At 74.2% G+C, this 22,190-nt stretch carries 17 protein-coding genes; 10 read left to right on the top strand and 7 right to left on the bottom strand.

All coding sequences use genetic code 11. The annotated features are described in order from the left end of the window. Positions 1-7: 7 nt before the first annotated feature. Positions 8-343 carry a chorismate mutase gene (locus tag RBJ77_RS05845; RefSeq protein ID WP_372343995.1) on the bottom strand — a complete coding sequence of 112 codons (336 nt, stop codon included), beginning with the start codon at positions 341-343 and terminating at the stop codon, positions 8-10. Between the two features lie 6 nt (positions 344-349). Continuing rightward, positions 350-1,237, bottom strand: coding sequence for an AraC family transcriptional regulator (locus tag RBJ77_RS05840; RefSeq protein WP_255983425.1), 888 nt, complete (start codon positions 1,235-1,237; stop codon positions 350-352). 138 nt (positions 1,238-1,375) lie between these two features. Here RBJ77_RS05840 and RBJ77_RS05835 point away from each other — a divergent pair, with 138 nt between their 5' ends. Continuing rightward, positions 1,376-3,124 carry a beta-galactosidase gene (locus RBJ77_RS05835; RefSeq protein ID WP_372343994.1) on the top strand — a complete coding sequence of 583 codons (1,749 nt, stop codon included), beginning with the start codon at positions 1,376-1,378 and terminating at the stop codon, positions 3,122-3,124. Positions 3,125-3,434: 310 nt separating this feature from the next. Here RBJ77_RS05835 and RBJ77_RS05830 read toward each other — a convergent pair whose 3' ends face one another. After that, positions 3,435-6,515 (bottom strand): endo-alpha-N-acetylgalactosaminidase family protein, encoded by a 3,081-nt coding sequence (locus RBJ77_RS05830; RefSeq protein WP_372344016.1) that lies wholly within the window; start codon positions 6,513-6,515, stop codon positions 3,435-3,437. Between the two features lie 491 nt (positions 6,516-7,006). On the opposite strand from RBJ77_RS05830, the gene RBJ77_RS05825 reads away from it, so the two are divergent. The 3 genes from RBJ77_RS05825 to RBJ77_RS05815 all read left to right on the top strand — a co-directional run bounded on the left by RBJ77_RS05825 (position 7,007) and on the right by RBJ77_RS05815 (position 10,222). Then, the gene (locus RBJ77_RS05825) at positions 7,007-7,912 is read left to right on the top strand and encodes a hypothetical protein (protein WP_372343993.1); all 906 of its coding nucleotides are present in this window, start codon (positions 7,007-7,009) and stop codon (positions 7,910-7,912) included. 136 nt (positions 7,913-8,048) lie between these two features. After that, the gene (locus tag RBJ77_RS05820; protein WP_372343992.1) at positions 8,049-9,836 is read left to right on the top strand and encodes an ankyrin repeat domain-containing protein; all 1,788 of its coding nucleotides are present in this window, start codon (positions 8,049-8,051) and stop codon (positions 9,834-9,836) included. A 170-nt stretch (positions 9,837-10,006) separates the two neighbouring features. Continuing rightward, positions 10,007-10,222, top strand: a complete 216-nt coding sequence (locus RBJ77_RS05815; protein ID WP_372343991.1) for a hypothetical protein — start codon at positions 10,007-10,009, stop codon at positions 10,220-10,222. Positions 10,223-10,253: 31 nt separating this feature from the next. Here RBJ77_RS05815 and RBJ77_RS05810 read toward each other — a convergent pair whose 3' ends face one another. The 4 genes from RBJ77_RS05810 to RBJ77_RS05795 all read right to left on the bottom strand — a co-directional run bounded on the left by RBJ77_RS05810 (position 10,254) and on the right by RBJ77_RS05795 (position 16,532). Further along, entirely contained in the window at positions 10,254-11,423 is a 1,170-nt protein-coding gene (locus RBJ77_RS05810; RefSeq protein ID WP_372343990.1) for a hypothetical protein, read from the bottom strand. Between the two features lie 158 nt (positions 11,424-11,581). Beyond that, complete coding sequence (locus RBJ77_RS05805) at positions 11,582-14,740, bottom strand: LuxR C-terminal-related transcriptional regulator (protein WP_372343989.1); 3,159 nt, start codon at positions 14,738-14,740, stop codon at positions 11,582-11,584. Between the two features lie 96 nt (positions 14,741-14,836). Then, positions 14,837-15,790 (bottom strand): SDR family oxidoreductase, encoded by a 954-nt coding sequence (locus RBJ77_RS05800; protein ID WP_372343988.1) that lies wholly within the window; start codon positions 15,788-15,790, stop codon positions 14,837-14,839. A gap of 1 nt (position 15,791) precedes the next feature. Next, the gene (locus tag RBJ77_RS05795; protein ID WP_372343987.1) at positions 15,792-16,532 is read right to left on the bottom strand and encodes an SDR family oxidoreductase; all 741 of its coding nucleotides are present in this window, start codon (positions 16,530-16,532) and stop codon (positions 15,792-15,794) included. A gap of 120 nt (positions 16,533-16,652) precedes the next feature. Between RBJ77_RS05795 and RBJ77_RS05790 the strand changes: the two genes are divergently transcribed. From RBJ77_RS05790 to RBJ77_RS05765, 6 genes are read left to right on the top strand one after another with little or no spacing between them, the layout of a single operon-like run. Next, entirely contained in the window at positions 16,653-17,420 is a 768-nt protein-coding gene (locus RBJ77_RS05790; protein WP_372343986.1) for an enoyl-CoA hydratase family protein, read from the top strand. Positions 17,421-17,467: 47 nt separating this feature from the next. Next, the gene (locus RBJ77_RS05785; protein WP_372344015.1) at positions 17,468-18,316 is read left to right on the top strand and encodes a CoA transferase subunit A; all 849 of its coding nucleotides are present in this window, start codon (positions 17,468-17,470) and stop codon (positions 18,314-18,316) included. Further along, on the top strand, positions 18,313-19,104 hold the full coding sequence (locus tag RBJ77_RS05780; RefSeq protein WP_372343985.1) for a CoA-transferase subunit beta: 792 nt from the start codon (positions 18,313-18,315) through the stop codon (positions 19,102-19,104). The genes RBJ77_RS05785 and RBJ77_RS05780 overlap by 4 nt, the downstream gene beginning before the upstream one ends. Beyond that, positions 19,101-20,174: an NAD(P)H-dependent flavin oxidoreductase gene (locus RBJ77_RS05775; protein ID WP_372343984.1), complete on the top strand. Its 1,074-nt coding sequence runs from the start codon at positions 19,101-19,103 to the stop codon at positions 20,172-20,174. Before RBJ77_RS05780 ends, RBJ77_RS05775 begins: the two co-directional genes overlap by 4 nt. Before the next feature lie 43 nt (positions 20,175-20,217). Next, the gene (locus RBJ77_RS05770) at positions 20,218-21,144 is read left to right on the top strand and encodes a tyrosine-protein phosphatase (protein WP_372343983.1); all 927 of its coding nucleotides are present in this window, start codon (positions 20,218-20,220) and stop codon (positions 21,142-21,144) included. Positions 21,145-21,194: 50 nt separating this feature from the next. Beyond that, positions 21,195-22,163, top strand: a complete 969-nt coding sequence (locus RBJ77_RS05765; RefSeq protein WP_372343982.1) for an SDR family NAD(P)-dependent oxidoreductase — start codon at positions 21,195-21,197, stop codon at positions 22,161-22,163. The last annotated feature ends 27 nt before the right edge of the window (positions 22,164-22,190 follow it).

Raw genomic sequence — 22,190 nt, 5'->3', positions numbered from 1 at the left:
CGTGGGGTCAGCGTCTGGTGTCCTCGGCGATCTGCTCGTGGTGGCGGATGACCTCGCTGATGATGAAGTTGAGGAACTTCTCGGCGAAGGCGGGGTCGAGTTTGGCGTTCTCGGCGAGCTGGCGCAGGCGCTCGATCTGGCGGGCCTCGCGGGCCGGGTCCGCCGGGGGCAGTGCGTGGTGGGCCTTGAGGTGGCCGACCTGCTGGGTGCACTTGAAGCGCTCGGCGAGCATGTGGACGACGGCGGCGTCGATGTTGTCGATGCTGTCGCGCAGGCGGCCGAGTTCGGCGCGCACCTCCGGGTCGACGGCCGGCTGTTCCTGGGGCGGCTTGCTGGTGGTCATGACGGATCAGCCTACGTGGAGCATGGGCGGGTCGTCGGGGTCGGGGATCTTGTCGGACCAGCCGCCGGGTACGGCGCGGCCCTGCTGTTCGCGGAAGCGGACGGGGGCGGTGCCGACGCGGCGGGTGAAGAGGCGGGAGAAGTAGGCGGGGTCGTCGTAGCCGACGCGGCGGGCGACGGCGGCGACGGGGAGTTCGGTGGCGGCGAGGAGTTCCTTGGCGCGGCCGAGGCGGATGCCGAGGAGGTAGTCCTTGGGGCTGCAGCCGGCGCCGCGGCGGACGGCGGTGCGCAGTTCGGCGGGGGTCATGCCGTGCCGGGCGGCGTGTTCGGCGACGGACAGCGGCTGGAAGGCGTCGCGGGCGAGGGCCTGGAGGACGGGGTCGCCGTCGGGGGCCATGTCGGCGCGGGCGCGGCGCAGGGCGACGAGGAGTTCGTGGACGGCGGCGCCGGTCTCGACTTCGAGGAGGGGGTTGCCGCGGCGGGCGGCGCGGGCGATGCGGCCGACGGCGGCGCGGGCCTGGGCGGCGTCGGAGAGGGGCACGACGGGCCGGTCGGGTTCGATGTAGCCGAGTTCGGTGTACGTGGTGGTGGCCGGGCCGGTGAAGTCGACGAAGCACTCGTCCCAGCCGGTGTCGGGGTCGGGTCCGTAGTGGTGGGGCCGGCCGGGGGTGAGCCAGATGAGGGCGGGTGCGGTGACGGTGGTGCGGCGGCCCTGGGCGTCCTGGTACCAGCCGCCGCCCGCGGTGACGACGACGGCGACGTGGTGGTCGAGGGTGCGCGGTCCGACGGTGGGCAGCAGCCCGTGCTGGAGTCCCACGCCGAGGCAGACCAGGCCGAGGCGGTGGTGGACCGGGCTGGGTGTGAAGTACCGCATCCAGGTGTGGTACGTGGACATGTGTCCCCTCCCGTGGTGTTTCGTGTCGGCGTCCCCGTCCAACACCAGCCGATCTTTGTCCATGGACCCCGTCGCCCGCCAGAGGTGATGGTGGCGACCGGTGGGTGATGCGCCCGTCAGGCAAAGAGGAGCACGTAGATGGCCGAGTTCAGGGTGGGCGAGGACGACTTCGAGGTGGACGGGCGGCCGGTGCGGCTGTTGTCGGGTGCCTTGCACTACTTCCGGGTGCACGAGGAGCAGTGGGCGCATCGGCTGCGGATGCTGAAGGCGATGGGTCTGAACTGTGTGGAGACCTACGTCCCGTGGAACCTGCACGAGCCGCGTCCCGGTGAGGTGGCCGACGTGGCGGCGGTGGGCCGGTTCCTGGACGCGGCGCAGGAGGCGGGGCTGTGGGTGATCGCCCGGCCGGGTCCCTACATCTGTGCCGAGTGGGAGAACGGTGGGCTGCCGCACTGGCTGACGGGTCCCCTGGGGTCGCGGATCCGTACGCGTGACGCGGAGTTCCTCGCCGCCGTGGAGCGCTGGTTCGGGGTGCTGCTGCCGTACATCGTGGAGCGGCAGGTGGACCGGGGCGGCCCGGTGATCATGGTGCAGGTGGAGAACGAGTACGGCAGTTACGGCTCGGACCATCTCTACCTGCGGGCGGTCGCCGATCTGCTGGTCGAGCTCGGGGTGACGGTGCCGCTGTTCACGTCGGACGGGCCCGAGGACCACATGTTGTCGGGGGGTTCGGTGCCGGGGGTCCTTGCGACGGTGAACTTCGGCTCCCGCGCGCGCGAGGGCTTCGCGACGCTGCGCAGGCACCGTGCCAAGGGTCCGCTGATGTGCATGGAGTTCTGGTGCGGCTGGTTCGACCACTGGGGTGCGGACCACACCGTGCGGGACGCGGCGGAGGCGGCCGACGCGCTGCGGGAGATCCTGGAGTGCGGTGCGTCGGTCAATCTGTACATGGCGCACGGGGGGACGAGTTTCGGGGGCTGGGCGGGCGCGAACCGGGGCGGCGGGGCGTTGCACGACGGACCGCTGGAGCCTGATGTGACGTCGTACGACTACGACGCGCCGATCGACGAGTTCGGCCGGCCCACGGAGAAGTTCTGGCTGTTCCGGGAGGTGCTGGGCCGCTACGCGCAGGAGCCGGTGCCGGAGGTTCCGCGGGCGCCCGCGGTGCTCGGGGCGCCGGTGGAGGCCGAGCTGACGTCGTTCACGCCGCTCGACGGGGTCCTGGCGGCGCTGGGCGGCCCCGAGTCGGAGTCGGCGACGCCGCCGTCGTTCGAGGCGCTGGACGTGGACCGTGGTCTGGTGCGGTACGCGGTGACGGTGCCGGGACCGCGGCAGGCGTATCCGCTGCGGGCGGCCGGGCTGCGGGACATCGCCGTGGTGTACGTCGACGGGGAGCGGGCCGGTGTGCTCACGGAGGCGGAGCCGGAGCTCGCGGAGCCGGTGGCGGGGCACGCGCGCGTGGAGCTGTGGGTGGAGTCGCTGGGCCGGGTCAACTACGGGCCGCGTACCGGGGAGCCGAAGGGCATCACGGGCGGTCTGCTGCACGAGCGGCAGTTCCTGCACGGGGTGCGGGCGCGGGGGCTGCGTCTGGACGCGTTCGTGCCCGAGCGGGTGGCGGCGCTGCCTTCGGAGGGGCCGGGCGAGGGGCGTGCGGGCCTGTACCGGGGTTCGTTCGAGGTGGCCGGCGCGGGGGACGCGGCGCTCGGGCTGCCGGGCTGGGCGCGGGGGTTCGTGTGGGTGAACGGGTTCTGTCTGGGCCGCTACTGGTCGGCGGGTCCGCAGGAGGCGTTGTACGTGCCGGGTCCCGTGCTGCGGGAGGGGACGAACGAGGTGTGGGTCCTGGAGACCGACCGGGCGGCGCGGGAGCCGTGGGTGCGGTTGCGTTGAGTGCCGGGCCCTGAGGGGTCGCGGGTACGAGGAGGGGCCGGTCCCGGGTCGCGGGACCGGCCCCTCGTGTTGTTCGGTGGGGTCAGTCGAGTCGGTCACGGTGAACCGGTCGATGACGACCGCGCCGCCGTCGGAGGCGTTCGGGGTCGGTCCCACCCACGCGTCGCCCTGTTCGGGCGCCGTGAACTCGTAGGTGAACTCGGCGGTGCCCGAGGTGGTCCCCGGCAGCCCGTCCGGCGCCCTCCACCCGCCCCCCCGAAGGGCCGGTGACCCGACGGCCGCGGGCGCGGGGGCCGTCCCCGGCGGTCGCTCAGCCTGTGGTGACCTCGGTGACCTCGAAGGCGTCCAGGGCGAATTCGGCGGTGCCGTGGTCGCCGGTCTTGCGCAGCCCCACCCAGGCCTCGCCCTCCTCGGGTGCGGTGAACTCGTAGGCGAGGGTGGCCGGTTGGGTGGCGACCGGCAGGTCCGTGCGGTCCAGCTCGCGCGGTCCGGGTGCGTCCACCGCGGTGATCCAGGCGTACTGGCCGGCCAGCTCGCACTCGTAGCGCAGGCGGACGCGGTACCGCTTGCCGGGGGCGAAGCGCGCGGTGTGCGGGACGGTGCGGTAGACGAGGCCCGTGTTCTCGCCGCGCGACTTCAGGGACTGGGTGCCGTCGATGACGTCGTCGATCGCCTTGCCGTTCCAGCCGCGCTGGGTGAAGGGCGCGTGGCGTTGCGCGATGTGGGTGCGCGGGTCGGTGGCGCCGCCCGCGTCGCCCTTCACGAAGGGGCCCCAGCCCTGCGGCACGTGCTCGAAGTCCTCGCTGACCAGGGTTCCCCGGGGCGTGGTGGGCCTGTCGGCCCGCACGATGCGCACGTTGTCGAAGCGGACGCGGGGCCGGCCGGCGGCGGCGCGCAGGGCGAGGGTGACGGGGCCGCCGCCCTCGGGGACGGTGAAGTACGTGAAGAGGCGCTGGAAGCGGGTGCCGTGCTTGCGGTCGGCGGCGACGTAGTTGCCTGCGGTGGACGTCTCGGTCCGGTTGGCCGCGGTGACGCCGTCGGCGGTGCGGACCTCCAGGGTGGCCGTGCGGGTCTCCCCCGCTTCGGCGCCGACCTCGACCTGGACGGACGCGGCGTAGTCGCCGGGCGCGAGGCGGGCGAGCCGCTGGGAGACGGAGGCGGCGGAGCCCGCGCCGATGACGAGTTCGTGGTCGCCGAGGGCGCTGCGTTCGACGGTCGCGGGCCCGGAGACGGTCCAGCCCTTCAGGGAGCCGGAGTTGAAGCCGGGGTCGTACAGGGGCGTGCCCTCTCCCCACTGCGGCGCGCGGTCCAGATCAGTGCGCGTCTTGTAGACGACGTAGGGCTGATCGGCATCGGCGTCCAGCGTCACCTTGCCACCCACCACCGACACGTAGGAGACGAACACCCGCCCCTGATCGGTGAGCCGGTACAGGGCGACCCGGTTCCTGCTGGCCCACGCGCGCGGAAGGGCCCAACTCGTCGTGCCGCCCTTGGGGTTGTAGTGGTACAGCTTCGCCGGATCGGTGGCCTTGCGGGGCTCCCAGGGCAGCAGGTAGGTGCCGCCGTCGTACACGAGGCGGCTGTCGGTGGTGATGCGGCGGGTGCCGTCCGCGTCGCTGACGCTGGTCCTCGTGGCGCCGGAGAACGTGATCTCGTGCTCGCCCCACGTCTTGACCGGTTGCGCCTGGAGGTACTTGGCGGGCAGCGAGTCCGTCCAGATGAGGCGGTAGAAGGACGACCAGTCGGTCTTGCCGGTCCAGCCCTCGTAGTTGCCCATGCGGGCGATGCCCAGGAGGGTGGGCCACTTGTCGGCGAAGACGTCCTTCTGGTGGTGGCGGATGAAGCGGATCAGTTGCGAGTTGATGCCGCGCGACGTGTCGGGGCCGTAGTCGGTCTCGGTGGCCCAGTGCGACCACAGGGCGGACCGCTCGAAGCCGTGGCCCCATTCGGTGGTGACGTTCCAGCCCTGTTCGCGGAAGGTGCGCTGGAGGCGGTCGGAGGTCCAGCCGGACTCGCGGAACACGTCGATGTAGAGGGTGTTGAGGCCCGGGTCCGTGTCGCGGCGCAGGTCGGCGAAGCGCTTGACGATGTCGCCGGAGACGAGGTCGCGGCGCTGGTCGATGCGGTAGCTCTGGTCGAGCCAGTCCCACTGCTCGTTCGTCTTGTCGACGAGCGTCTCGGAGAAGGCGTGCGCGACGGGGTAGGACTCGGTGGCGTTGACGTGGACGCCGAAGTCGCTGTTCCACTTCCTGCCCGCGCGGACCAGGGTGTTGAGGTCGTCGAGGCCGCCCGCGCGCGTGTTGTAGTTCCCGGCGTAGTCGGGGTGCGCGGAGTCGTGGCCCTCGGACTGGTAGCCCTTGAGGAGCGTGTACTGGCGCAGCCCGTCGGTGGCCAGGTGGATGCGCTTGACGTCGTCGAGGGTGGCCAGGAACGGGTTGGTGGCCTGCGAGGCGAAGTTGAACGGGATGTGCGGGACGACGCGCAGATGCTGTTCGTCGGCGCCGAGCGGGGTGTGGGCGATGTCGCGGAAGGCGATCGCGGCGTCCTGCCAGTCGACGACGCCGTCGCCGTTCCGGTCCCGCGTGATGATCACCTTCGCCCAGGGCAGCGGCTCGGTGGCGTCGACCGGGGCGGTGGCGGCGCGGTGGGTCCACTCGCCGGGCGTGAGGCGGGCGGCGGTGTGACCGTCGGCGCGCACGGTCTCGCGCCACAGCCTGCCGTTGTCCCAGGTGGTGCCCGCGGCGCTGTCGGGCTTGTCGTAGACGGTGTTGGTCTCGATCGCGCCGCCCAGGGCGTCGTGGGCGACGACGGCGTAGGCGCAGCCGGTGGGCGGCTCGGCGGGACTGTCGGCCCGCGGGGTCACCAGGGTGTCGCCGCTCTTGGCCTTGTCGAGCTGCACCTTGGCGCCGAGCAGAGCGGCGCCGGGCTGGTCGCTGCGGACGGACAGGAGGGCGAGGCCGGGTATGCGCAGGGTGCCGACGCGCAGACCGGGGGTGTCGGTGATCTTCGTGACGCGCCAGTCGACGCGGTGCCCTTCGACCGAGATGCGGACGTCGACGGTGGTGCCGCCGGTCAGGGTGAGCCGGTAGTCGGCCCGGTCGGCGGCGAGGGTGGAGGTCACCTTCGGGGTGTGCTCCGTGCCGTCGATCAGGACGGTCGTGACGGGGTCCGGCTGCGCGTGCAGGACGGCACCCGTGGCCCGGTCCGTGTAGGAGACGACGGCCGGGAATCCGGTGGCGACGCGGACGTCGAGGTCGCGCGAGCGCAGGACGGCGCCGTCCGCGGGGCGGCCCGCGGCCGTGGCCGTCCCCGTGGCACCGAGGCCGAGGGCGGCGCCCGCTCCGGCGACGGCACCGGCGGTGACGACGGACCGGCGGCTCGGTCCGGCCACGGGCTCCGCCCCGCCCGACGATGCGGTGGACGGGGCGCGCTCGGCGACCTTCCGGCTGGGCCCTGCGGGCTGCACGTGCACGGCGCACTCCTTCTCACGGGGGCTTGGCTCGTCGATCACGATGCGCCGGGCGGGGCGAAGGCGCCCATGGACAAAGGAGCGAGAGGTGTTGGACTAATGACGGTGGGGGTGGGCGGGGTAGTTGGGGCCGTCGGGGCGGTTGGGGTCGTCGGGACAGTCGGGGCGGCCGGGGCCGGGGGCGGCGTGGGCCCGTGCCGGTGCCGGTCCCGGTGGAGTGTGTGTGACATCTGTGGGTGGGCGTGCGCTGGGGAAGTGGCGGGACCCGCCCCTCCCCTCCGGCTCCGCCCGGGACCGGTGGGGCGAGGTCGCGCGTGCTGTCCCGGTGAGGCCGGGCCGCCGTACTCTGAAAGCGCCGGGTCCGGGGGCGGACCCCGGGGGGACACGGCCCGGCGGCCCCAGGGGGTGCGCGCGTGGCGAACGGCGGGCCGGTGGTGCACGGCTATCCGCATCTGGAGACCGTGCGGTCGGCGATCACCGCGCTGTACAAGCGCCTCTCCTACGACACGGTGCACACCTTCGCGACGAGCGTCGCGCCGGTGGACGTCGCCTTCTGCGACCAGGACGACCTGTACCTGGGGGCGCAGCGGGTGGCGCGCGAGCTGGTGCGGCACTACCACCTGCCGGACGCCCGGATGATCATCGGGTTCCGGGAGATGCAGCACGCGGCGAGCGTCGAACTGGCCGCGGGGCCGGAGTACTTCATCGAGCTGAACGACCGGTTCCGCACGCACCGGCGGGACATCGGGGCGGCGCTCGCGCACGAGATCATGCACGTGTACCTGCACCGGCTGGACCTGTCGTTCCCGGGGACGCGGGACAACGAGATCCTGACCGACGTCGCGGCGACGTACCTGGGCGCCGGCTGGCTGCTGCTGGACGCGTACCGGGAGGACGCGGCGTCGTCGCAGAAGCTCGGCTATCTGACGCCGGAGGAGTTCGGGTACGTGCTGGCGAAGCGGTCGCTGGTGTTCGGCGAGGCGCCGGAGACGTGGTTCACCAGCCCGCAGGCGTACACCTCGTACACGAAGGGGCTCGCGCAGGCGCGGCGCGACGAGCAGCAGCCACCGCTGGTGGCGGCCGGCTGGGCGGGCCGCCGCCGGTACGCGAAGGACCGCCGGTACGCGCAGGACCACGGCGCCGGGGCCCCTGCTCCGGCGGGCCCTTACGCGTTCACGGCGGAGGGGCCGCAGGGCCGGTCCGGGCTCCGGGTGACGTTCCCCTGCCCGACGTGCCACCAGCGGATCCGGGTCCCGGTGCGCGGCCGGGTGCGGGCGCGGTGCGGGCTGTGCCGGACGGTCCTGGAGTGCGACACGTAGGTCGTCGGCCGCGGTGGTGCCGCCCCTGTCGAGGGTTCCAGGCGAAGGCTCCAGACGAAGGTTCCAGGCGAAGGTTTTGCCCCGTCGGGTCCCAATTGCGTTGCGTACGAGGGGTCCGCGGGGTGAGGGTCGAGGCATGGACGACGAGCTGAAGGCAGGTGTGTCCGGCCTGTTCGACGCGGTGCACAGCGGTGACGAGGACGCGGTGGTGCGCGTGCTGCGCACCGGGGTGCCGGGTGACGTGTGCGGCGAGGACGGCCAGAGCGCCCTGTACGTGGCGGCGGTGGGCGACGAGCCGGCGATCGTACGGCTGCTGCTGGCGGCCGGGGCCGATCCGGACCGGCTCAGCGGGGGTACGGACCTCCCGTTGTGCGGGGCGGCCTGTGGCGGGCACGCCGAGGTGGTCCGCGCGCTGCTCGGGGCCGGGGCGAGAGTGGACGCGGTGGAGGAGTTCGGGTTCCGGGCGTTGACGTGGGCGGTGCAGCGCGGGCACGAGCGGACGGTGCGGGCGCTGCTCGACGGTGGCGCGGACGCCCGGCTGCCGGGCGCGGGCGGCGAGTTGCCGCTGGTCGCGGCCGCGCGGCGGGGGTCGACCGGATGCGTGCGGGCGCTCCTGGAGCACGGGGCGCCGGGGCGGGCGGAGGCGTTGGCTGAGGCGCGGCGGTGGCTGGGCGTGGACGTGGCCGAGTGGTTGCGGGCCGGGCTGGCCGAGTCGGCGGTCGGCGGGGCGGACCGGGAGGCGGTGACGCAGCGGTTCCCGGAGGACGGCGGGGTGACGGTGGTCGTGGAGCTGCTCGACGAGGCGGGGCGTCCGACGAGCGGCAACGACCAGCAGACCGGCCACGCCGCGATCGCCACGCTCCTGGAGGCCGAACTGGGAATCCCGACGTCCCCGGGCGAGCTCGCGGACCGGGCGGTGCGGCGCGGGGACCCGGACGACGACGACTGGGTGGAGGCGATGGCGGTGCTGCGGCGGCGGGGCGACGACGCGACGTTCCGTGCGGCGGTGGCGTGGTGCGTGGACCGGGATCCGTTGCGGCGGGCCTTCGCGGCGGACGTGCTGGGCCAGTTGGGGGTGCCGGGTCCGGACGGGTCGTACCCGTTCGCCCGCCGGGCGTTCCCGTCGCTGCGGAGGATGGCGCGGGGCGCGGAGGCCGGGAGCGGCGCGGTGGCGGCGGGCGACAGGGTGGGCCTGGCGGCACGTCTGGGCGCGAGCGCCGACCCCGCTCCGGGCTCCACTCATGGCTCCACTCATGGACTCGCTCATGGCTCCACTCATGGACTCGCTCATGGCTCCACTCATGGACTCGCTCCCGCAGTCCCGGACTGGGTCGAACTCCGCTCCGTCATCGGCGCGTTGGGCCAGGTGAACGATCCCGCCGCCGTGCCGGAGGTGGTCCGGTTCGCGGGGCATCCGCATCCCGAGGTCCGGCGTGCCGTCGCTCTCGCCCTGCGCGGGTCGACCGGTGGCATCGGTGGCAGCGGCCGCAAGGCCATTACGGCCGGTGAGACCGGTGAAGGCACCCGCGACGGGGACGGGGACGGCGACACCGTCACGGTCGCCACCGCCACCGCCACCGCCACCGCCACCGCCGTCAACGCCCTCCTCACGCTCACGCGCGACACCGACCCCGACGTCAGGACATGGGCCGCGGCCGCACTCGCCGGGACCGGTGCGGACACCCCGCAGATCCGGGCCGCGCTGGCCGCCCTGCTGGGCGACCCCCGGGACGACGTCGCGGCGGAGGCGGCCCGTGGGCTCGCCGTCCGGCAGGACCCGCGCGCCGTGGACGCGCTCGCGAAGCTGCTCGCCTGCACGCCACCCGGCGACTACGCCCGTGACGTGGCACTGGACGGCGCCCGCGCCCTGGGCGACGTACGGGCCAGGAACCGGCTGGAGTGGACGTTCCCGCGCGGGAGTTGAACGCGACCCCGCAACCCCGCCGAGCAGAGGTCGAAGGCGGTCGCGCGTCCCCACCGAGACGGGGCGCGAGCAGAGCGCGTCGACAATCATGTTCCACACGGCCGTCGCCGCGTCCCAGGGCCTGAACCCGACCGAGTCCAAGACGCTCGACCTGCTCAGGAAGCACGGCCGTGCGCCGGGTCAAGCACGCCACGGACAAGCGGCGCTTGGTCATCGAGCTGGACCGGGGCAGGATCGCCGAGCTGACCGCGTTCTTCGTCGACTGGGCGCGGGACGTGGTCAGGGTGTGCGAGGACTTCGACGCCGAGGAGCTGCGGACGGTGACGCGGTTCCTGGCGGCGACGGCCGAGTTGCAGCGCGACGCCGCCGCCCGGCTCTCGCGCTGACGGGCGGCGGCGCTCCCCCGGTACTGCCGTCTCAGGCGGACAGCCGCCAGTCGTACGTCACTTGGTAGTGGCCGCCGTATCCGCGGAAGTCGGCGGTCGTTCCGGCGCAGGCCGTGCGACCGTCGGGCCAGCGGGACGTGTGGGCGGGCACCGTGGCACGGAGCGCGACGGGCCGGAACGTGTCGTCGCCGTGGCGCCGGCGCAGCCGGTCGAAGAGTTCGCCGACGACCACGCACGCGGCGGCCGGCACCCGCGGGTCGGCCGGGCCGAGCAGCGCGCCCACTTTGCGGCGGGCCAGGGCCAGGAGCCGAGCCACGTGGTCGACCAGCGCGTCACCGTCGCGCGCGTCGCGCGGGTCCTGCGTGGACAGGACGAGCAGCCCCAGGTACGCGTCCGGGCCCATCGGGACCCGCCCCGCGGCCACGGCACGATCGACCACCTCACCTGGATCACCTGGATCGCCCGAATGGGCCGGATGGGCCGGATCCGCGAGGGTGAAGCGGTGCAGGGGCCTGGGCGGGCCGTAGGCGACGGTGTCGCCGCTGTTGAACCGGCCCCCCTCCAAGAGGTCGGTGCGGTGCGCGGCGCCGTCCGGGCCGACGCAGACGGCCGCGATCCTGACGGGGTCTGCGCCCCATTCGTCGGTCTCGTCGCGGCACACCACGTGCTGTACGCGGAGTTCCAGGTGGTGCAGCGGCGGGGCGGTGCTCGGGCCCACCGGTTCCGGCAGGCCGCCTGCGGACCGGACGGCCGACACCCTTACCGGCAGGGCCAGTTGAGCGGGCAGCGGCAGGCGGCTCACCTGCGCCTCCACCGACACGCGGGAGCACAGATCGACCCGGGCCAGGCCGCCGAGGCGGGCCACGCGGGCCGCTCCGTCCGCCCGTTCGGCGAGCACGGTGGCCGCGGCCCGCTTCTTGCGGTCGTCCGGCACGTCGTAGAACCGCTCGGCGAGGAGTTGCTCCGGCGCCGAACGGTCCGTGGGCATCGGATACTTGGCGGGATCCGCGTAGTGCGCGGCCACCTTGTCGGCGGCGAGGGCGAGCTCGCGGACGACGTGGTCGACGGCGGCCCTGCCCCGGGCGTCCGGGACGGTGGTGATGGTCTCGTGGCGGGCATCGTGGGTGTGGTGGTCGTGATGGTCGTAGTAGTCGTAGGAGGTGTGCTGCGACGGCCGGGTGACCGCGCACGTCCGTGACAAGGTTCGATGTGGCATCTGTGCATTCCCCCGTGCTGTTCCCCGTGCTGTTCCCCGTGCTGTTCCCCCGTGCTGTTCCCCCGTGCTGGTTCTCTGCCGTCCGCGCGGACGACGTAGAGCACCGTAGGACGCGGGGGCGGCCGGGTGCCCCAGGGTGCGGCCTAGGGGTTTCCCCGGTCCGCGCCGGAGCGGGCGGCGCGGAGCGGGTCGCTGCCGTCGAGGCGGGCGGCCAGGCGGGTGCGGGAGTCGACGCCGAGCTTGGCGTAGATCCGGCCGAGGTGGTACTCGACGGTCTTGACGCTGATGACGAGTTCGCGGGCGACCTGCCGATTGGTGAGGCCCGAGGTGACCTGGCGGGCCACGGCGAGTTCCTGCGGGGTGAGCAGGGCGGCGCCCCCGCCTGTACGTTCCCGGGGGCCGGCCGGGTCGAGGCCGCAGGCCGCCAACTCCCGTGCGCAGCGCGCCAGATCGGGCCCGGCACCGAGCCGGTCGAGCAGCTCCCTGGCCCGGGTGAGCTGCTCGGCCGCGCGGGTCCGCTTGCCGGTGCGGCGCAGGAAGGCGCCGTACGCGAGATGCGCCAGGGCCCGGTCGAACGGGGCCTCGACGTACGGTGCGTGCTTGAGGGCGGCGCGGTGGGCGCGGTCGGCCGCGGCGGTGTCGCCACGGGCCGCCTCCAGGGTGCCGCGGGCCCGGGCGGCGCGCAGCAGGGCACCATGGTGGCCGCGCTGCACGGCGAGCACCTCGTACGGGGCGAGGGCCTCGGCGGCCCGCTCGCTCTCGCCGAGCGCGCTCCACGCGTCGGCCAGCACGTCCCGCCACGGTGTCAGGCCGGGCTCCTCGATGTCGCCGCGGCGGGCGAGGGCGGGCAGCGGCTCCAGGGCGAGGACCACCTCCTCGGGGCGGCCGCGGGCCCGGGCCAGCTGCGCCTGGGCGAGCGCCGCCCACAGGACGGGGTTGGTGTGGCCCTGGCGCGCGTACTCGGCGACGACCCTGGCGTGCGCCTCCGCACGCCCGAACGCGCCCCGTGCACTGTGGAGTTGGCCCGCGATCATGCGGCAGTAGAGAGCGATGTGCGGCTGGTCGGTGTCTGCGGCGAGGCCCAGGGCCTGGTCGGCGTGAGCGAGTGCGTCGTCCCAGGCGCCGATGCGGTGTTCGGCGGAGGCGAGGGCGGTGGCCGCGACGACGCGGAAGGATGCGGCGCGGGTCCTGGCCGCCGCGTGCACACCGGTCAAGTCCCGTACGGCGCCGGTGAGATCGCCCCTGATCTCGCGCAGGGTGCCGCGGCCGAGCAGCTCCTCCAGCTGGGCGGGCGAGGCCACGGCGGGGTCCGGCAGCGGACCGAGTCCGTCGAGCGCCTGCTCCGCGCGCCCGCCGAGGGCGAGTCCGCTCAGCCGCAGGTAGCGGATCATGTCGGTGGCGGTGTCCGCGGGGGCGAGGCGCAGTGCGAGCTCCGCCCATTCGGCCATCTCCGCGCCGCGTGCCGTGCTCCCGTACAGGGCGGCGAACTGTGCGGCGATCCTGGCGCCGAGTACGGGGTCGCGGCCGGGGTCGCAGCGCTGCCAGGCGTCCGTGAGCAGCGCGCGGGAGCGGCCGATGTCGAAGAGGAAGAGCCGGCCGAGCAGGTAGCTGCGCCAGGCGCTCGGTTCGAACTCGCCTATGCGTGCGGCTGCTTCGGCGACGTCGGGGACGTCGCCGGCCAGCAGGCCCGCCTCGACGGATTCCAGGGTGTAGCGCTCGCGCAGTGCCCTTCGGGCGGTGAGGCGGGCGGCGTCGGCGAGTTGCCGGGTGGCGCCGGACCAGGCTCCGCGTGCCGCGAACTCCCTTCCTACGGTGGCCAGTTCTGCGGCGAGGGGTTCGTCGGTGCCGGGGGCGGCGAGCGCTCTGTGGCGGAGTGCTGCCGCTCGGTCGTCGGTCAGGTTCGCTGCGGCGCGGTGCAGCGAGGCCCTCCGGGCGGGGCCCAGTCGGTGGTAGGCGGCGGCGTGTACGAGGGGGTGGGGGAAGCGGAAGGTGCCGGTGGCCGGCGGGGCCGTGAGGAGGCCTGCGGCTGCGGCTGCCTCCAGGGCGTGGAGGGCGAGGTCTGTGGGTGGGGGTGGTCCGTTGCCGGGTGCGTGTTCGTCGTGGCTTGTCGCGCAGTTCCCCGCGCCCCTGTCGGGGCACGTGCCATCGGCCCCCTGCCCGTTCGACGCCGGCCCCTTCCCCGCCATGCCCCCGTCGGCGCCCCTCCCACTCGGCGCCAGATCCTCCCCCGCCTCGCCCCCGTCGGGACCCGTCCCGCCGAACGCCAAGGTCTCCGCCGCCGCGAAAGAGCCGTGTGAGCCCAGCACGCTTGCCGCGCTCACCAGGGCTTCCGTCGCCGCGTCGCACGTCGACAGGCGGGACAGGACCAGGGCCGTGAACGACTTGGGGGCGGGGGGTGTGACGTCGGGGCGTTCCAGTGCCTCGATCAGCGTCCGTCCTTCCTGGTCGAGGAGCGCCAGGGCGTGCAGCGGGTTGCCGGAGGTGTGGGCGTGCAGACGGGCCGCCGCACGCGCGGTGAGCCGTACCCCGCCGACCCGCGCCGCGAGGCTCCGCAGTTCGTCGGGGCCCAGCCCGTCGAGCCCGATCCGCACGGCCCCGGCCGACGTGAAGAGCCGCCGCACCCCGGCCGGCACCCCGGCCTGCTGGGCGTCGCGGGCCACGGTCACCGCGACGACCCGGTCCGCGCGCAGCCGCCGGACGGCGAAGGCGAACGCGGTCAGCGAGGCGGGATCGGCCCATTGCGCGTCGTCGACGACCAGCGCGACGACGCCCCGGCCCCCGGCCTCCCGGTCACCCGTGGCCAGCTCACCCTCGCCCCGGCTGCCCCTGCCCCGCTCACCTGCGGCCCGCCCACCTCCGCCCCGCTCACCCATGGCCAGCTCACCCTCGCCCCAGCTGCCCCTGCCCCGCTCACCCGCGGCCCGCCCACCCCCGGCCCGCTCACCCGAGGCCCGCTCGCCCGCGCCCCGCTGCCCCGCGGCCCGGTCCGCCGCGGACTGTGCCTCGTCGATCGCTTCGAGGAGCGCGGCCCCGGCCTCGACGGGGTCGGTCCAGGCGCGCCCGGCCCGCCCGCCGAGGAGCTGCTCCACGACGCCGAACGCGAGCCCGCTCTCGGCCTCTTCCCCGCTCGCGTACAGGACCGCGCCGACGTCGTCGAGGAACCGGTGGACCAGTGCGGTCTTGCCGACCCCGGCCGCGCCCTCGACGAGCACCCGCTGCGGCACACCGCCCCCGGCGGCCCGCCGCACTCGCTCCAGTACGGCGAGCGCGTCCCCACGCCCCACGAACAGCTCGGCGTCCACGCCCTCACGCTAGGGCGGAACGGCCGGGTCCGGCCCACCCGGGCGCCAGGAAGCCCACGCCGGACGGCCGCAGGAGAAGCCCGCCCCACCGGGCCGTCAGGAAGCCCCGTACACCGCCCCCGGTGCCTCCGCCCGCCCCACCAGCTCCCGCGCCGCGTCCCCCGCGCCGGACGGGGTCCACCGCTCGCCCTTGTCGACGGTCGGGCCGGGGCGCCAGCCCTCCATCACGGTGATCCGGCCGCCCTCCACCTCGAAGACCCGCCCGGTCACCCCGTCGCTGGCCGCGCCGGAGCCGAGCCACACCACAAGAGGTGAGACGTTCGCCGGGTCCATCGCGTCGAAGGCGCCCGCCTGAGGTGCCGCCATCGTCTCGGCGAACGCGGCCTCGGTCATCCGGGTGCGCGCGGCCGGCGCGATCGCGTTGACCTGCACCCCGTACCGGCCCATCTCGGCGGCGGCCACCAGGGTCAGGCCGAGGATCCCGGCCTTGGCGGCACTGTAGTTGCCCTGTCCGACCGAGCCCAACAGGCCTGCTCCGGACGAGGTGTTGACGACGCGGGCGACGGGGGTTCGGCCCGCCTTCGCCTCGGCGCGCCAGTGGGCGGCGGCGTGCTGGAGCGGCAGGAAGTGGCCTTTGAGGTGGACCCGCAGCACGGCGTCCCAGTCGTCCTCGGCGAGGTTCACCAGCATCCGGTCGCGCAGGAACCCGGCGTTGTTCACGAGCGTGTCGAGCCGCCCGAAGGTGTCGACGGCCGCGGCGACGAGCGAGGCGGCCCCTTCGGTCGTCGCGATGTCACCGCCGTGGGCGACCGCCTCGCCGCCCGACTCCCGTATCTCGGCGACGACTTGGGCGGCCGGACTGTCGGGGGCGGGCTGTCCGTCGAGGCCCACCCCGAAGTCGTTCACCACGACCCTCGCCCCTTCGGCGGCGTACGCGAGGGCATGGGCGCGGCCCAGGCCGCGCCCCGCCCCGGTCACCGCGACCACGCGCCCCGCGCACAGACCGCCGCCCGCCGGCGCCACACCCTGATCCGTGTCCGTGTCCGTCATCTCACGCCTCCTTGTTGACCGTTGCCGCGTCGAGAAAGGCGGGGCGCTCCCCGCCGCCGTGCACGAGCAGGCTCGCCCCGGTGATGTACGAGGCGGCGTCCGACGCCAGGAACACCGCCGCCTCACCGACCTCGCGGGGCTCGGCGAGCCGCCCCAGGGGCACGGTCGCGCCGACGGCGGCGATGCCCTCCTCGTCCCCGTAGTGCAGCGCCGAGAGTTCGGTGCGGACCATGCCGAGGACCAGGGTGTTCACCCGGATCTCCGGGGCCCATTCGACGGCCATCGACCGTGCCAGGTTCGCCAGGCCCGCCTTCGCCGCCCCGTACGCCGCGCTGCCCGGCGAGGGCCGGGTGCCGCTGACGCTGCCGATCATCACGATCGATCCGCGCGCCGCGGCGAGCCGCTCGCGGGCGGCGAGGGACGCGGTCAGCGGCGCCGTCAGGTTCAGCTCGATGACGCGGGCGTGCCGCTCGGCATCGCTCTCGCCGAGCAGCCGGTACGACGTGCCGCCCGCGTTGTTCACCAGGACGTCGACCCGGTCGAGGCTTGCGAAGAAGTCTCGTACGGCGGCGCCGTCCCGCAGGTCGAGAGAGACGAACTCGCAGCCTTCCAGGGGCACTTCGGGCGGTCTGCGGGCGCAGACCACGACGCGCGCCCCGGCCCGCGCGAAGGCGCCCGCGATCCCGGCGCCCACTCCCCTGGTGCCGCCCGTCACCACGACGACCCGTCCCGTCAGATCCATCGCGCGCCCCCGCCCCCGTGCGCCGCCCGGCTCGCTCCCCGACCCATTCCGCCGACCTCCGTCGCCTGCTACGGTCATGCACTACCAAACAAACGTTAGGTGGAAAGGTAGCTGAGCGCCATGGGTGTCTCCACCTCATCGCCCGAAAAGGGGATCGCCGTCGTCACGGTGGACTTCCCTCCGGTCAACGCGCTGCCGGTGCAGGGCTGGTACGACCTGGCGGACGCCGTGCGCGCCGCCGGCCACGATCCCGACGTGCGCTGCGTGGTGCTGACGGCGGCGGAGGGCGGCCGGGGGTTCAACGCCGGGGTGGACATCAAGGAGATGCAGCGCGAGACGGCCTCGGCGAGCGGCGGGCACCGAGCGCTGATCGGCGCCAACCGCGGCTGCTACGAGGCGTTCTCGGCGGTGTACCGGTGCGAGGTGCCGGTGGTGGCGGCCGTCGCCGGGTTCTGCCTGGGCGGCGGCATCGGGCTGGTGGGGAACGCTGACGCGATCGTGGCGAGCGACGACGCCACGTTCGGCCTGCCCGAGCTGGACCGGGGCGCCCTCGGCGCGGCCACGCACCTGGCCCGTCTGGTCCCCCAGCACCTGATGCGCACCCTCTTCTACACCTCGCGCACCGTGACCGCCGCCGAGCTGCACGCGCACGGGTCGGTGTGGAAGGTGGTGCCGCGCGAGCAACTTCTGGCGTGTGCACTGGAGTTGGCCCGGGACATCGCACGCAAGGACGGCTATCTGATCCGGCTCGCGAAGGCCGCGCTGAACGGGATCGACCCCGTCGACGTGCACCGCAGCTACCGCTTCGAGCAGGGCTTCACCTTCGAGGCGAACCTCAGCGGCGTCGCCGACCGGGTCCGCGACACGTTCGGACAGGAGGACGAGTGACCATGACCGACCAGGGCAGGGCCGACCGGAGCACGACCGGCCGGAGCATGACGGACAAGACCATGACGCCCGACGAGGTGGTCGCCCGGCTGCGCAGCGGCATGACCGTCGGCATCGGCGGCTGGGGTGCACGCCGCAAGCCGATGGCGCTGGTGAGGGCGTTGCTGCGGAGCGACGTGACGGACCTGACCGTCGTCTCGTACGGCGGCCCGGACGTCGGACTGCTCGCCGCGGCCGGGAAGATCCGCAAGCTGGTCGCCGCGTTCGTGACGCTCGACTCGATCCCGCTCGAACCGCACTTCCGGGCGGCGCGCCAGCAGGGCGCGTTCGAGCTGGAGGAGGTCGACGAGGCGATGTTCATGTGGGGCCTGCACGCGGCGGCGAACCGGCTGCCGTTCCTGCCGGTGCGCGCGGGCATCGGCTCGGACGTCATGCGGGTCAACCCACGGCTGCGGACGGTCACTTCGCCGTACGAGGACGGGGAGACGTTCGTCGCGATGCCGGCGCTGCGCCTGGACGCGGCGCTGGTGCACGTGAACCGCGCGGACCGGCGGGGCAACGGACAGTACCTGGGCCCCGACCCGTACTTCGACGACCTGTTCTGCGAGGCGACCGACGCGGCGTACGTCTCCTGCGAGCGCCTGGTCGACGGCTTCGGGAGCGACGTCGTGCCGCAGTCGCTGCTCGTCAAGCGGCACGCGGTGTCGGGCGTCGTCGAGACGCCGAACGGCGCGCACTTCACGTCCTGCGTGCCCGACCACGACCGCGACGAGGCGTTCCAGAAGATGTACGCGACGACGCCCTGGCCCGAGTTCGCCGAGCGGTTCCTGCCGCCGGACGGCGACGAGAAGCAGTACCAGTCCGCCGTCCAGGCCTGGCACGAGGAGCAGAAGTGACCCCCACGACCCCCGGCACGGCCACCGGCACCACGGCCGGCACGACAGCCGGTACGACCCGCGCCGAGTACTGCGTGATCGCCTGCGCCGACGCCTGGCGCGGCGACGGCGAGGTGCTCGCCAGCCCCATGGGCCTGATCCCGGCCGCCGGTGCGCGGCTCGCCAGGCGGACCTTCTCCCCCGATCTGCTGCTCACCGACGGCGAGGCGATGCTGGTCGGCCCCGACGGCGCGGCCGAGGGCTGGCTCCCGTACCGCCAGCACCTGGCGATGGTGACCGGCGGCAAGCGGCACGTGATGATGGGCGCCAGCCAGCTCGACCGGTTCGGCAACCAGAACATCTCGTGCATCGGCGACTGGGCGCGGCCCGACCGGCAGCTGCTCGGCGTGCGCGGCGCGCCCGTCAACACCCTGAACAATCCGGTGAGTTACTGGGTGCCGAGGCACAGTCCGCGGGTCTTCGTCGAGAAGGTCGACATGATCAGCGGGGTCGGGTACGACAGCGCGGCCGCGGCGGGCCCGTCGGCGACGCGCTTCCACCGCATCCCGCGCGTCGTGACGAACCTGGCGGTCCTGGACTTCGAGACGCCCGGCCGGTCGATGCGGCTCGCGTCCGTGCACCCGGGGGTCACGGTCGAGGAGGTGCAGGCGGCGACGGGGTTCCTGCTCGCGCTGCCGGAGGGCGGCGAGGTGCCGTTCACCCGTGAGCCCACGCCCGAGGAGCTGCGGCTGATCCGGGAGGTCGTCGACCCGAAGGGGACGCGGGAGCGGGAGGTCCCGTCCGCATGAGCAGCGACGCCGCGTTCACCCTCAGCACGCCCCTGACCAAGCTCGTCGGCGTGCGCCACCCCATCGTCCAGACCGGCATGGGCTGGGTCGCGGGACCCCGGCTCGTGTCGGCGTCGGCGAACGCGGGGGCGCTCGGCATCCTCGCCTCCGCGACGATGACGGTCGAGCAACTGCGGTCCGCCGTACGGGAGGTGAAGTCCCGCACCGAGGAGCCCTTCGGGGTGAACCTGCGGGCCGACGCGGGCGACGCGCGGGAGCGGGTCCGGATCATCGTGGACGAGGGCGTGCGGGTCGCCTCGTTCGCGCTGGCCCCGTCGCGCGAGCTGATCGCCGAGCTGAAGGACGCGGGCGTCGTCGTCATCCCGTCGATCGGGGCGCGGCGGCACGCCGAGAAGGTCGCGGCGTGGGGCGCGGACGCGGTGATCGTGCAGGGCGGCGAGGGCGGCGGCCACACCGGAGAGGTGGCGACGTCGGTGCTGCTGCCGCAGGTGGTGGACGCGGTCGACATCCCGGTGATCGGCGCGGGCGGCTTCCACGACGGGCGCGGCCTGGTCGCCGCGCTCGCCTACGGGGCGGCGGGCGTCGCGATGGGGACGCGGTTCCTGCTGACGTCCGACTCCACGGTGCCCGACGCGGTGAAGGCCCGCTATCTCGCGGCGTCGGTGAAGGACGTCACGGTGACGCGGGCGGTGGACGGTCTGCCGCACCGCATGCTGCGCACGGACCTCGTGAACTCCCTGGAGAACGCGGGGCGTTCGCGCGCCCTGCTGCAAGCGGTGCGGCGCGCCGCCGGGTTCCGCAAGCTCTCCGGTCTGTCCTGGCCGCAGCTGGTCAGGGACGGGCTCGCCATGAAGCACGGCAAGGACCTCACGTGGAGCCAGGTACTGCTCGCCGCCAACACCCCGATGCTCCTGAAGGCGTCCATGGTCGAGGGCCGCACCGACCTCGGCGTGATGGCGTCGGGCCAGGTCGCGGGGCTCATCGAGGACCTGCCCAGCTGCGCGGAGCTCGTCGACCGCGTGCTGGCGGAGGCCCGGCACGTGCTCGGCACCCTGCCGACACCAGGGTGATCCACAGGCCGCCGACCGGCCGCTTCCGCAGGGGAGTTCACGTATGCCAGCCACGAACAGAGCAGTCTTCACGCGACGCCGGGCGCTCGGTGCCGCCCTCGGCACGGTGACGGCCGCGGCGCTCTCCCCGGCCGCCACCGCCGCCGCGTCCGCCGCCCCGCCGAACCGGCAGATCCGGCAGATCCGGCAGATCCCGCTGCAGGGAGCGGTGAACGTCCGCGACATCGGCGGGTACCGGGCCGCCGGCGGCGGCCGGGTCCGGTACGGGCTGGTCTACCGTGCCGACGCCCTGAGCAAGCTCACCGACGCCGACGTGACGACGCTGGACGAACTGAGTGTGCGTCAAGCGGTGGACTACCGCGTGCCGTTGGAGGTGCAGTACGACGGCGCGGACCGGCTGCCCGCGGGCGTCACCGGCGTGGCCCGTCCGGTCAGCGACAACGGCCTGTACGCGCACATCCTGACCGCCATCGCCTCGCGGGACCCGGTGCGGCAGGAGGAGATGCTGGGCGGCGGCCGGGCGGCGGCGTTCATGCGGAGCGTCTACCCGATGTTCGTGACCGGCGCCGACAACCGCGCCCGGTTCGCGGCGACCCTGCACGACATCGCGTACGGCGGCCGCGGCGCGCTGCTGTACCACTGCACGTCCGGCAAGGACCGCACCGGCTGGACGACGTACGTCCTGCTGCGGCTGCTCGGAGTGTCCCAACGGGCCGCCGTGGACGACTACTTGGCGTCCAACACCTTCCGCGCGGCCTACGACGCGAAGCTGCGCGAGAGCCTCGCCCAGTCCGGTGCGATGCGGAATCCGGATCTGCTGGTCCCGCTCCAGGAGGTGCGCACCGACTACCTCACGGCCGCCCTCGACCAGGTCGTGACCGACTACGGCGGCCTCCACCGGTACGTCACCGAAGGACTCGGCGTCGACCGGCGCACGGCGGCGCTGCTGCGGGCCCGGCTGGTGTGCTGAGGCGGGTCCGTTTGCCTTGGTGTGCACTCCAGCACCTAGCGTGCCGCGGCATGACCAGCACAGCGCAGCAGCACAGGATCGGCAGCGGGTTCGGGGCGCACAGCACGGCCGCCGACGTGATCGCCGGGGTGGACCTCACCGGCCGGACGGCCCTCGTCACGGGCGGCTACTCGGGCCTCGGCCTGGAGACGACGCGCGCGCTCGCCGCGGCGGGAGCGCGGGTGCTCGTGCCCGCGCGCCGCCCCGACGCGGCGCGCGCGGCGCTCGACGGGATCAGCGGGACGGAGGTGGGCGCGCTCGACCTGGCGGATCTGGAGAGCGTGCGCGTCTTCGCCGAGGGTCTCCTCGACACGGGCCGCACCCTCGACCTCGTCATCAACAACGCGGGGGTGATGGCGGCCCCGGAGACCCGGGTCGGGCCCGGCCGCGAGTACCAGTTCGCCACGAACCACCTCGGGCACTTCGCCCTCGTCAACCGGCTGCGCCCGGCGCTCGCGCCGCACGGCGCCCGGGTCGTCGCCCTCACCTCGTCCGGTCACTTCCTGACCGGCGTCCGCTGGGACGACATCGACTTCCGCACCGGGTACGACCGCTGGCTCGCCTACGGTCAGGCCAAGTCGGCCAACGCCCTGTTCGCACTGCACCTCGACCGGCTCGGCGCCGGCCACGGGCTGCACGCGTACGCCGTGCACCCGGGATCGATCCTCACCCCGCTCCAGCGGCACATCCCGCGCGAGGAGTGGGCGGAGCGCGGCTGGGTCTCGCAGACCGGTGCGCCGCGGCCGGGGTTCAAGACGCCGCAGCAGGGTGCGGCGACCACCGTGTGGGCGGCCACCTCACCCCTGCTCGACGCGCACGGCGGCGCCTACTGCCAGGACTGCGACCTGGCCGAGCCGGTGCCGGACGACGCCGACGACATGCTCGCCGGCGGGGTCAAGTCCTGGGTCCGCGACCCGGAGGCCGCGGCCCGGCTGTGGACCCTGTCGGCGGAGCTGACCGGCGTGGACGCCTTCGCCTGAGTTACGCGGCGGCCTTGCGGGGGCCCC

The organism is Streptomyces sp. KL116D, from assembly GCF_030766975.1.
Classification (GTDB): Bacteria; Actinomycetota; Actinomycetes; order Streptomycetales; family Streptomycetaceae; genus Streptomyces; species Streptomyces longispororuber_A.
The sequence above is the reverse complement of the archived record's forward strand: the minus strand, read 5'-3'. Positions and strand labels throughout refer to the sequence as shown.